Raw genomic sequence first — 11,984 nt, forward strand, 5'->3', positions numbered from 1 at the left:
TCAGCCTATCTCTCCTTTAGTTTACTACAGGAGGCCATTGATCACATATTGAAGAACTTTGGAACGAAATACACAATCAACTTCTCCACCTAGAATGTTGTGAAACTTTTGCTTGGGTACTTAAATGAAAGCAAAGAACAAATTCTGTCTGATATTTCGCATGGTGGCCCGACTCAATCGCCTGGCGCGAACGATACCCCGCAAATCGCCTTTGACCAAAGTGATGCCGGCGCTTTCCATTGCCACATCGGTACCTGTACCCATCGCAATACCAACTTGAGCTTGTGCCAGTGCAGGGGCATCGTTGATACCATCACCCGCCATGGCAACAATACGTCCTTCCGATTGAAGCTGTTTAACCACTTCGGCTTTTTGTTCAGGCGAGACTTCAGCCTGTACTTGATCGATCTTGAGTTTGCCCGCAACGGCATCTGCGGTTGTGCGACTGTCACCTGTGAGCATTACTATTTTAATGCCTTCGGCATGCAAATCGCGAATGGCTTCCACTGTTGAGTCTTTGATCGGATCTGCGACACCGATCAACCCCGCTGCTTTGCCATCAATCGCAACCAGCATCATGGTTTTACCATCGGCGCGTTGTTTGTTCGCCTTTTCCGGTAAGTTTCCCGAACCGATGCCCAAGCTTTCCATCAATTTTATGTTGCCCACCATCACCGTATGCTCACCAACTTCACCCGTAACGCCTTTTCCGGTAACGGATTTGAAGTTATTGGCCTTAAGTAGCTCAATTCCCTTCGCTTCCGCTCCATCGACAATCGCTTCCGCCAAGGGGTGTTCACTGGCGCGTTCGAGACTGGCGGCTACACGCAATACTTCATCTTCGGCAGTCCCTTCTTCTGCCTGTACTACAACCAGCTTTGGTTTGCCTTCGGTCAACGTACCGGTCTTGTCTACCACCAAGGTATCTATTTTTTCCATGATCTCCAGTGCTTCGGCGTTCTTTATCAAAACTCCGACTGTAGCACCACGCCCCGTTCCCACCATGATGGAAATAGGTGTAGCAAGTCCCAGAGCGCATGGGCAGGCGATGATAAGTACTGCAACGGCATTGACAACAGCGTGCGCCAAGCGCGGTTCGGGACCCCACACCCACCAGACGATAAACGCGGTCATGGCAACGCCGACTACCGCGGGCACAAAGTAACCGGCAACCACATCGGCCAGTTTCTGAATGGCCGCCCGCGTGCGTTGCGCCTCGGCGACCATATCGACTATTTGTGCGAGCAAGGTATCGGAACCGACCTTCTCGGCTCGCATCAATAAACTGCCCGTTCCGTTAACCGTCCCACCGATGAGCCTCTCCCCCGCCAGTTTTGCCACCGGGATGGGTTCACCGGTGATCATGGATTCGTCCACGTTGCTTTCCCCGTCAATGACCGTACCATCGACGGGCACTTTCTCACCTGGGCGAACACGCAAGGTATCGCCGGGCTGTACCTGTTTCAGTGGGATATCCTCTTCCGTTCCATCGTTTCGCACGATGCGTGTGGTATTCGGCGCAAGCCCCAGCAACAACCGAATGGCTGCATTGGTTCGTGAACGGGCGCGCAATTCAAGCACTTGCCCCAGAAGCACCAGTGCCGTGATCACGGCTGCGGCCTCAAAGTAGACGTGAACCAAACCGTGTTCCATTTGCATGATGGGAGGGAAAATCCGTGGAAACACTAAGGCCACGACACTATACGTCCATGCTACCGAGACACCGAGCGCAATCAAGGTAAACATATTGAGATTCCAGCTCTGAACGGAACGCCATCCTCGAACGAAAAAGGGCCATCCACCCCACAATACGACAGGTGTTGCAAACGCAAACTCAATCCATTGAACCGCTTGCATGGAAAGCCCCTCCGGTAACCAGACGGGCATCATATCGGCGGTCATTGCGAGAACAAATACCGGCACTGCCAGTACGGTGCTGATCCAAAACCGACGACTCATGTCCATGAGTTCCTCATTGTCCTCTTCAACGCTGAACGCAACCGCTTCCAGCGCCATGCCGCACTTGGGGCAATTCCCGGGACGATCCTGTCTAACTTCAGGATGCATAGGACAGGTGTACACGGTTTTGGTCGCAGCAACCGGTGCCCCCCTTGGCTCTAATGCCATACCGCACTTGGGGCAATTTCCTGGTTCCTGTTGTCGAATTTCGGAGTGCATGGGGCAGGTGTAGAAGGGTGAATCGCCACCAGTTTCGGAAGGTTGCGAAGTGCCCTTTTCAGTGTATCGTTCCGGATGCTCTCTGAACTTATGCAGACAATGTTCACTGCAGAAGTAAAAAGTTCCGTCAGGATTCTGATGATAGTATTCTGATCTATTCGATACGACCATTTTACAGACAGGATCCTTAAGTTGCTTTTTCCTACTGTCCGGTTCTGCGTTCATATCTCCATCCCCCTTTGCAAAAATACCCTGCGTCAGGACGATTGATTGCCCGATTCTCACCCCCGGACCCCGGCGTATGCTATTCTCCCTCAGGACTCATCAAAAGAGATCGATTCAGCAATCTTAGAGATCCGAGACCCCACTACCTTCCTTAGTATAAGATTCCTCTCCTTTTTCTGCAAAAGTGCCCCATGGGCTTTCCGTATGGAGCGATTGTAAACCGGCTCAAGTCTAGGTTCGATTTGGACTTCACGATCTTCAGAACCAGCAGAGGGATAGCAGTCAGGGGTACCAGCATAAAGCAATCGGCAAGGGACATGAACGACGTTTTCAGAAAACGGCCCGGGACCGCGTTCTGATGGCTCAACAGCTGGACGCCGAAAGAAACGGAGACCACGACGGCGATGTCGATGTTCGTGAGAAGAGAGATGCGCCAGACCTGCTTCGTTTCGCTGCGGACACTGAACGAGCGGAGCAGTTCGGCGAAAACGAGCGCGGCGAAAGCGTAGTGGAGCTCTACGGCTCATCCGGACCAGAGGCCACGGAGCCCCGCTGGAGTGGGCCGCTTGATCCTGGTAGCACCAAAGAACTGACTGCTGTCCAGTTCATTGCACCTCGCCGCGAACCCATGCCAGGTCCTTTTCCGTGAGCACGTAACGCTCCCGGCAGAACTCGCAGGTCATTTCCACCTGCCCGCGCTCATCGAGAAGCTCTTCCACACCTTTCTTCCCCAGGGTGAAGAGGGCGCGCTCCACCCTCTCGCGGCTGCAGGAGCATCGAAAGGCAATGGCCCGCTTTTCCAGGATGCGGTAGGAAATCCCCGAGAAGATCAGCTCCAGGAGATCTTCGGGGCGCTTTCCGCTTCGGAAGAGCTCCGTCACGGGAGGCAATTTACCGATTTGAGCGACCAACCGGTCCACCATGGCATCATCGGAGGGAGGCAGCGACTGGATGAGAAAGCCGCCTGCAGCCGAAGCCCGTCCATCAGGCTCCATGTAGACCCCGAGACCCACCGCTGACGGAATCTGCTCCGATTCCATCAGGTAGTAAGCGAGGTCCTCCGCAATCTCGCTGGTATAGAGCTGAACCGTTCCCGTGTAGGGCTCTTTCATCCTCAAATCTTTCGTCACCGTCAGCAAGCCTGCGCGGCCGAGTCCTCCCGCCACGTCGAGCTTCCCGTCCTTCAGGGGCAGGACGGCTTTGGGCTCACGTACATATCCGCGGACCGCTCCATTGCTCTCGGCTTCCACGATGATTTTTTCGAGGGGCCCGTTCCCCTCGAACTTGAGGGCCACGGTTTGCCTGGTTTTCAAGAGCGCGCCCATGAGCGCTCCCGCCGTGAGAGCCCGCCCCAGGGCTGCACCGGCCAGGGGATAAGTCTCGTGGCGCAGACAGACTTCGTTCACAACATTTGTCGTCACACAGGCTAAAGCGCGTACGTTGTCTTCTTCCGCGATGCCTCTCACCAGGTAATCGATTGGGTTCATCATGATTCCACCTTTTTGCACACTTCGAAAAGCAGTGTTTCACAGTGACTGCACCGCGTCAGGTCGAGCCGCCGGACGATACCGGCAAGGGCATCCCGTTCGGAGGCAAAGACGTGATCTTCTCCAAGCTCCTTCAGGTATCCCCCCCGTTCCAGCAGGTCTTTGACCTGCTGTTTCAGTCCGCTCAAGTAAAGATCTCCCCCCAGCTTTCTGCGGCGCCGCGCCTCCTGCATCAGCAGTTCAGCCCCCGAAACGTCGATGGAATTGATGCCACAGCCGACAATCAGAACATGCCGTTTGAAGATGGAATCCCTGTCCATGTTCTGAAGCGATTCTTCTATGTGCTGCACAGCTCCGAAAAAGAGGGATCCATCGATGCGGATGATCTTGAACTGGGAGCATTCCTTGTCGGTATCGATGAATATCTGGCCGGCCGGGTCCGGGTTCGGGGTCAGGTTGACGATCTGGGGATGGGCGACGCGGGTCAGGTAGAGGATAAGGGAAAGCAAGACTCCGGCATAGATGGCGAATTCAAGATCCAGGAGCAGCGTGGACAGGAAAGTCGTGAGGAGGACCGTCGTCTCCTCCCTGCTGGTACGGATGATGCTCCGAATGTGATGAAAGTCGATGAGATTGTAAGCGACGAGGAGAATCACCCCTCCCATGGCGGGGATGGGGAGATAGGCAGTCAGGGGGGCGACGAGGAGGACTATCAGTGCCAGAAAGACAGCTGAGAAAACCCCGGCAAGAGGCGTCATGGCCCCTGCCTGGTAGTTGATCCCTGAACGGGTGAAAGAGCCCGATCCCGCGTAACTGGAGAAAAAGCTTCCCACCATGTTGGAAAGGCCCTGACCGATGAATTCTTGATTCCCGTTGATCTGCTGCCCGGAGCGGGTGGAGATGGAACGGGCGATGGACAGGGCTTCGATGAGCCCGAGAAGGGCGACTGCCAGGGCTTTGGGAGCGAGCTCCCGCAGGGTCGTGATGGAAAAATCCGGCAGGGACGGGGGAGGCAATTGGGCCGGGAGCTTCCCCATCAACGGAACCCCGTGCCGATGACCATCCAGGAGGAGGCTGGCCAGGCTGCCGACGAGCATGGCGATGAGCAGCCCCGGCCAGCGGGAGCGGTAAGTCTTGAAAAAAATGGCGCAGCCAAGGGTCAGGAGGGCAATCCCCAAAACATAGTGATTCATGCTCTCGATGTCCTGGACAACACGCATCCAGGTTTGGAGAAAAGACGCCCCTCGAGGCACCTGCAAACCGAAGACATGCTTCAGCTGACTCGTGGCGATGAGGATGGACGCGCCGGCGGTGAATCCCACCACGACAGAGTGCGAAACGAAGTTCACCAGTATTCCCATGCGGGCCAGTCCCAGCGTGAATTGCCAGGCTCCCGCCAGAAAGGTGAGTGTCAGGGCGATGCGGATATATTCGGGAGTCCCGGGCGGGGCCAGCGGGCTGATGGTTGAAAAGACGACGATGGAAATGGCTGTCGTGGGGCCTGAAATCAGGTGGAGAGACGAACCGAAGAGCCCTGCCACGATGGGTGTCACGATAGCCGTGTAAAGACCATATTCGGGAGGCAGCCCGGCAATCATGGCAAAGGCCACTCCCTGAGGCAGAACAATGACGGCCCCTGTGAGTCCGGCGAAGCAGTCGGCCCTCAGCGTATCCCAGCCCACAAAATTCCACCAGCGCAGGAAGGGGAAAAGCCTGCGCCCCGCCATTCTTCTCCATCTTCGCCTTATGGCTGAGTGTCCCAATCCCATAGCATTCCCCGCAGAGTCCCGAGCAAGAAAAGTGATTTACACACCGATGTTAATCTTCGAACAGGAAGGGCACAATGTTGACACGAATCAGGCGCACGCCGGGAATGTTCCCGGCTGCCTGCTCGACCTTCCTGGTGATGGAGCCCTCCTCGATGAGAGACGCCCGGATGCTCACGAAGACTTCCCCGCTTTTGGCGTGGGCCTTCACCTTGGGAAAATCTTTCACCAGGGCAGCCTCCACCTGGGCTCCCAAAGCCAGGTCGTCCAGCAGCTGCCGGCTCCGTTCCGTGCTCTGGAAACAGGGGCGCTGCACCGCATGCAGGACGATGGAGGCGGCATCGTCCACATCCATGCCGCTGACATTCAAAACCAGGTCATAAAGCCTGGAATCCCAGGTATCCACCCCATGAACGTTCAATCCCCACTTGCGACGCTCGGCGTCGTCCTTCACCAGGATCTCTCGAGCCTCTTCGGCGGAAATGTTCTCCCGACGCATCTCCTCCCGGATGCGGTCTTCCAGATCCGCAGTGATGCGCACCTTCAGGACGTGAGGGATATTCTGGACGAAGAAATGGCCCGCCAGTCCGTGGTACACCACGTTGTCCCGGCGCAAATTCTGCAAAAGAGCCGCTCGAAAGAAAGCAATGAATCGCTCCCGACCGTAACGGAAGCGGTCCAGGACCGACGGCGCGTCATGAATGGCCCGCACCAGTTTCACTTCCGGGATGTTGAAGAGCTCGGAAGCTTCGAGAATGATCTCCCGCGAAAAGCATTCATAGCCGAGAAAAGCCGCAACCTTTTCCGCAACGACCTTGCCGCGGCTGTAGGACCCTCTTGAAACGATGATCACGGACATGGGACTTTCTCCCTCACACGTCACCCCCGTCGGGCCGGTGAAGCACCAGGGGCAGGATGGTTTGCATGGAACCTTTCCACTCGACGTTTTGCTTGCCTCCACCTCATGATCGGGATAAGGAAAGATGAAATGGAAGTGCGGCGTAACCGTATAACCGCCGGACACATCAATTCAGGAGAAAGGAGCGAGAATCGATGCCCATCTACGAATACCGGTGCAAGCAGTGTGGAAAGAAGAACGAATTCATCACATTTCGTGTTTCCGAGCCCGTCCCGGAAACTTGCAAATACTGCGGCAGTGACGGTATCAACCGTATTCCCTCCCGCGTGCGGGTCCGCCTCTCCGAAGAAACCCGCATGGAACGCCTGGCAGACCCTTCCCGCCTGGGTGGCCTGGATGAAAACGATCCCAAGAGCATGGCCAAATGGATGAAGACCATGGGCCGCGAAATGGGCGAGGAATTCGGAGACGACATGGACGTGGACGCCATGGTGGAAGAGGCCATGGAAGAAGAGTCCAAAGGCGGCTTCCAGGCCGGAGAAAGCATGGCCGATGACGACCTCTGAGGGCAGGCGCGTGAGCGGTCATCCATCCCGGGAGCTCCCCCATTTCACAGCCTGGCGCGTGACCCCGGCCTGCCGGGGAGCCATCCTTGCAGACCACGTGGCTCAGGAGGCGCTCATCACGACCGAGAAAGCCCTGGATCTCATCGACTTCGGGTCCGTCCAGGTGGACGGCCGACAGGAAACCAACCCGGAAAGGCGGCTCGCAGGAAACGAAGAGATCCGGTTATACTGGCCGTGGAAAGGGATTCAACGCTTTTATGAGATCGATCCCGAACGCATTCTCTACCAGGATCGCGTCCTTCTGTTCTACGACAAGGAAGCGGGCATCCCCAGTCAACAAACCCCCGCGGACGGTTACAACAACCTTTTTGCGGCCCTGTTTCGCCATTTCAAAAAGAGCGGGGCAGCCTCCCCTTACGTAGCCCTGCACCACCGCCTCGATCGCGACACGAGCGGCGTCATGGTTTTTGCCCTGGATCGTTCGGCAAACAGGCGCCTGGGGGAGGCCTTCGAACAGCGCAGCGTGGTGAAAGACTACCTGGCCTGGGCGCAGGGCAGCCCCCCTGCGGACGAGTGGGTCTCCAGGGAGGACATTGGCCGAAAAGGCGGGCGCTACTGTACGCTTCCCAGGGGGCAGGGCAAGCCCGCCGAAACCGCCTTCCAGGTCCTGCACGCGGAGGAAGGACGCTGCCTCCTGTGGGCTTCTCCCCGCACGGGCCGCACCCATCAGATCCGGCTCCACCTGGCCGCCGCGGGGCTTCCCATCCTGGGGGACAGCCTGTATGGCGGCCCACCGGATCACCGCCTCTACCTGCACGCCTACCGACTTCGCCTGAAGCATCCCGTCACCAGGCAGGAGCTCAGCGTAACGGCTCCTGTTCCGACTGACTGGCCTCCACCCCGGGTGCCAGCCATTCCAGCTGAACCAGGCACCTGAGCTCGTCCAATTCCTCCACCAGCCCCCCGGTGACTTCCACCGTTCGCACGAGGTGGTCCCGCAGGAGGGCTCTTTCCTCCCCTTCCACTTCGCTCTGCCTGAGAATACCGGCGAAATCGAGCTGCGTCATGTCCGCTCGCACCCGAAACTCCTCCTGGAGGGTGCGCGTCATCTCCCCCAGGATTCGGTGGAGGTAGCCATTCTTGAAGCTTTTTTGGTACTCTTGAAAAGCGTGCAGCAGCTCCGACCGCGTTTCCGACTTCACCAGGCTGAGAGCCTCCTGGAGGGTTTCATTGTCCTGGGATTTCCACTGCAGGAGATTTTTCTCCTTCCCCATGCGCGCTTTGATACCCGTGAGAAACCGGGTGAATCTCCCCAGGCCGAACTTCATGAGGAGGACGCCGCGCCCCAGCCCTTCCTGGTCCAGGAAAGGACTGAAGGAAGGCGGAGCGACCCTGTCGGCCGAAGACCATGGGCAATGGCACCAATCCCCCGCCATTCGGAGCTCCACGTTGAATCCGGCCATTTCCCGGCGGTAATCGGCCACCGCGCTGCCGAACAGTGCCCAGAATGCGTGGGACGATTCGGACAGCCTTTCGTGGAGGAAGGCTTCCTGCTCCTTGGCAAAATCGATGGCCCGCACATTCACCTTTTCCACAAGATAGCGCCAGACGGATTGCCGGAATTCCTGGTAAAAGCGATAGAGCTCGTGCACGAACTGCCGGTAGTCGGCAAGCTTTCGCCTGTACTGGGGATCGATGGGGTAGTGCTCCACCATCTCCAGCGTCTCACGCACGAGGATGCCGGCGTCCGGGTTGAAATAACGGTCCGCCGCTGCATCCATTTCCTGTCTCAAGGCGTCCTGCAGGCCCGAAATGGCGTTCTCCAGCGTTCCCAGGGTCGACTGGAGGGCCTTCTGCTTGACCCTCAGCTGTTCTCCCAACTGGTGAAGGCCCCCGAGATCTGCATCGATGCTTCGTTTCCGAGCCCGGGCCGTGTCCAGAACGCTGGCAGCCACCATGCTGAGCCGGCTGAGGCCGCTCCCCAGGAGGACACGGACCCTTTGCGCTCCGATGCGCTGGCGCAGCTCCCCGCGGAAAGCCTGGAAGTCCGCTTCCGTCAAACGTGCGAGGCCCGCATCCTCCTTCCAGAGATCCAGTCGCCGTGCCTCGCGAAGCGGAAGGTCCTCCCCCAGCTCATCCATCAAGTGATAAAGACCGGAAAAGGCAAAGAGCGCAGGCCTCGGAACCACCCACGCCAGTTCACTGCGGACGCGCTCCACCAGGGAGAGGAGGTCTGCTTCATGGGGATGAGCATCGAGGTCCACATTGAGTACGAAAAAAGTCTGAGGAAACATCCTCAGGGTCTTGATGTAGTCCAGGAGCTTGAAGTCGGCCTCTCTGAGCCCCGTACGGCTGCTGATGACATAGAGAATGAAATGGCTTCCCAGCAGATACCGCTGCAACAGTTCCAAATGCAGGGGATTGGGGGAGTCACTCCCCTGGCAGTCGGCGATTTCGATCTCCTGGCCCAGCCAGGGCACAGGGTGATGCAATTCCATGTTCCGTACGTAGACCGAGGGCCCCTCCTGCCCCACGTACCGCTGGTGCCCCGCGATGGAGGCCGCATCGAAAGTGATGCGGCGGACTTCCTCTCCCAGATCCCCCTGGACGGCGGCGTACCCATCCACATATCCCTTCAGGAGTATGAACCGGGGATCAATCTGCCCGCCGGCCTGCTGCCATTCCGTCTGCGTCCGCATCAGGCATGCCTCAAGCCGCTGCCGGTCTTCGGGACGCCGAAGGTCCAGCGGCTCCTCACGGTCCATCTCCTCCTGGAACGTGGGAAGCAGGCGCAGGTTGGCGTTGAGCTCCTCCCGGACCTGATGCCAGGGCTTCAGCTCCACCCATCCGCCGACAACACTGTCGGTTCGAATCCGCGTGATGAAAGCCGTAATGATCCCGGCGCCCCGCTTCAGCAGGTCCCTCCCCAGGAGCGCATTGACCAGAGTGCTCTTGCCGGATTTCACGGACCCCACGACCGCGATGCGCACGAGAGAATCCTGCAGGGAGGCTCTCACCCCATCCAAAGAATCTCTCCAGAGCGAAAGCATCTTCCCATTCACCAACCCTGCCGCTTCCAGTTCCTGGAGCATATGGGCGAGGGTCTCCACACGCTGCTGGATTTTTCCTTTGAATTGCAGATATTCGTTCATGCCCCTCCGTCGTGCCCCGACTTTGATCTTCCATGAACTGCAACGGGATCAACTCATCGATTTCACCTTATCCAGAAACTTCAAAAAAAATCAAGGCATGTTGGCGGAGCTCTTGACCCATGCCAGGATTTCCTTCCCGCAGGAAACATCGAACCATCGGAAATCCGGATCTCCCCGAAACCAGGTCATCTGCCGCTTGGCATACCTTCGAGTTTCGCGCTGCATCTCCTGCACCGCCTCGCCGTGGGTACATTTTCCCAGAAGATGCCGTACCATCTGTTTGTAGCCCAGGGACTGCATGGGCTTGAGCTCCGGGCCATAGCCTCTGGCCATGAGACCTTGAACTTCCTCCAGGAAGCCTGCCTCCATCATCTGGAGCACACGCCGGTCGATGCGCTGGTAGAGCTCGCTGCGATCCCGATATAGAAAGACTTTGATGCTGGGATAGACGGTCTGCTGGAAACGGTGCTGCTCCTGCCATTGGGAAAGGGGAATGCCGGTGATGCGGAACACCTCCAGCGCGCGCAGGATGCGCTGCCGGTCGTTGGGATGGAGTCTGGCGCCCAACTGGGGATCGGAGCTCACCAATTCTGCATGCATTGCAGGCAGCCCCCGCCGCTCTTCGTCCGCCTGCAACTCCTCCCGCACGGCGGGATCCCCCGGCGCGGCGGGGCAGATGCCCCGGGTGAGGATCTTCATATAAAGCCCTGTTCCACCCACCACCAGGGGGATTTTTCCCTTGGCGTGCAGGGCATCCACCACGGGCTTCGCCAAGTCCAGGTAGCGGGCGGCATCGAAAGGCTCATCCGGGTCGACGACATCCAGAAGATGATGGGGAGCCAGCGCGCGTTCCTCGGGAGTTGGCTTGGCCGTGCCGATGTCCATGTAGCGGTAGATCTGCATGGAATCGGCATTGACGATTTCAGTATCCAGGCGATGGGCCAATTCCAGCGAAAGAGCCGTCTTGCCGACGGCGGTGGGGCCAGCCAGCAGTATGATGGGAAGCGTTTCCCGTAAATCCATGAATCTTTTCCTCGAGAGGGCGTGAAATGGCACAGGGTCATGTACGGTGAAAAAGGCGAGCGATTTCATCCAGGGAGAGCTTGAACCAGAGGGGACGGCCATGGGGGCAGGTGGACGCAACTGCGGTTTTATCCAGGGTCTCCAGGAGATAGCGAATTTCTTCGGGCTTCAGCTTCTGCCCGGCACGGATGGCCCCGTGGCAGGACGCGCTCCTGGCGAGTCCTGCCAGCAGGTCCCAGCGGGGGGCCTTCTCATCCTCGTGGGCCGTTTCCAACAGGCCTCTCAGGAGGACCTCCGGCGAACAGGCACCGAGGGCAGCGGGCACCGAATGGATGACGAAGCTGTCTCCACCGAAAGGCTCGATTTCAAACCCGATCTCTCGGAGGGAATCCAGCCAGCGCTTCAGCATGACGGCTTCCCGGGGAAACAGATTGATGACGACGGACTGCATGAGCCGCTGCCCCGCTTCCTTGGGCGTATCCGAGGCAAGCTGGTCGTAGAGGATCCGTTCATGGGCGGCGTGCTGATCCACGAGGACCAGGCCGTCGGACGCTTCCAGGAGGATATAGCTGTTGGCCAGCTGCCCCAGGACAGGCAGCCGGGAAAAGAGTATTTCCTGCGGGAAAACATCCTCTCCCGCGTCGAGACCCACCGCAGCGGATGCGGCACGGGACTCCCCATCGCCGAGGGAAAGGGGGGGGCGAGGAGGAAGGGGCGGGAAAAGACCC

8 protein-coding genes and 2 pseudogenes are annotated in these 11,984 nt (G+C 58.2%); 2 read left to right on the plus strand and 8 right to left on the minus strand.

What is annotated here, in order from left to right; translation table 11 throughout:
- Window positions 1–120 precede the first annotated feature (120 nt).
- From MWC30_RS20965 to MWC30_RS20980, 5 genes and pseudogenes are all read right to left on the minus strand, one after another.
- Window positions 121–2,403: a heavy metal translocating P-type ATPase gene (locus MWC30_RS20965; RefSeq protein ID WP_244086155.1), complete on the minus strand. Its 2,283-nt coding sequence runs from the start codon at window positions 2,401–2,403 to the stop codon at window positions 121–123.
- 151 nt (window positions 2,404–2,554) lie between these two features.
- Window positions 2,555–2,896 (minus strand): annotated as a pseudogene (locus MWC30_RS23185) (cation transporting ATPase C-terminal domain-containing protein); the annotation flags it as partial.
- Window positions 2,897–3,008: 112 nt separating this feature from the next.
- Window positions 3,009–3,890, minus strand: a complete 882-nt coding sequence (gene hslO / locus MWC30_RS20970) for an Hsp33 family molecular chaperone HslO (RefSeq protein WP_368860916.1) — start codon at window positions 3,888–3,890, stop codon at window positions 3,009–3,011.
- Window positions 3,890–5,617: a SulP family inorganic anion transporter gene (locus tag MWC30_RS20975; protein WP_244086157.1), complete on the minus strand. Its 1,728-nt coding sequence runs from the start codon at window positions 5,615–5,617 to the stop codon at window positions 3,890–3,892. Before MWC30_RS20975 ends, hslO begins: the two co-directional genes overlap by 1 nt.
- 91 nt (window positions 5,618–5,708) lie before the next feature.
- Window positions 5,709–6,515 (minus strand): AAA family ATPase, encoded by an 807-nt coding sequence (locus MWC30_RS20980; RefSeq protein WP_244086158.1) that lies wholly within the window; start codon window positions 6,513–6,515, stop codon window positions 5,709–5,711.
- Between the two features lie 194 nt (window positions 6,516–6,709).
- Between MWC30_RS20980 and MWC30_RS20985 the strand changes: the two genes are divergently transcribed.
- Both MWC30_RS20985 and MWC30_RS20990 read left to right on the plus strand, forming a co-directional pair.
- Window positions 6,710–7,081 carry a zinc ribbon domain-containing protein gene (locus MWC30_RS20985; RefSeq protein WP_244086159.1) on the plus strand — a complete coding sequence of 124 codons (372 nt, stop codon included), beginning with the start codon at window positions 6,710–6,712 and terminating at the stop codon, window positions 7,079–7,081.
- Window positions 7,068–8,018: an RluA family pseudouridine synthase gene (locus MWC30_RS20990; protein ID WP_244086160.1), complete on the plus strand. Its 951-nt coding sequence runs from the start codon at window positions 7,068–7,070 to the stop codon at window positions 8,016–8,018. Before MWC30_RS20985 ends, MWC30_RS20990 begins: the two co-directional genes overlap by 14 nt.
- On the opposite strand, the gene MWC30_RS20995 is transcribed toward MWC30_RS20990, so the two are convergent.
- From MWC30_RS20995 to MWC30_RS21005, 3 genes and pseudogenes are all read right to left on the minus strand, one after another.
- A complete protein-coding gene (locus tag MWC30_RS20995; protein ID WP_244086161.1) occupies window positions 7,942–10,233 on the minus strand; it encodes a dynamin family protein in 2,292 nt (763 codons plus the stop codon). The two genes, MWC30_RS20990 and MWC30_RS20995, sit on opposite strands and share 77 nt — an antisense overlap.
- Window positions 10,234–10,323: 90 nt before the next feature.
- Complete coding sequence (miaA, locus tag MWC30_RS21000) at window positions 10,324–11,256, minus strand: tRNA (adenosine(37)-N6)-dimethylallyltransferase MiaA (RefSeq protein WP_244086162.1); 933 nt, start codon at window positions 11,254–11,256, stop codon at window positions 10,324–10,326.
- Window positions 11,257–11,293: 37 nt separating this feature from the next.
- Window positions 11,294–11,984: pseudogene (locus MWC30_RS21005) on the minus strand (hypothetical protein); the annotation flags it as partial.

Origin of the sequence: Desulforhabdus sp. TSK, from assembly GCF_022836495.1 — a bacterium.
Lineage (GTDB): Bacteria > Desulfobacterota > Syntrophobacteria > Syntrophobacterales > Syntrophobacteraceae > Desulforhabdus.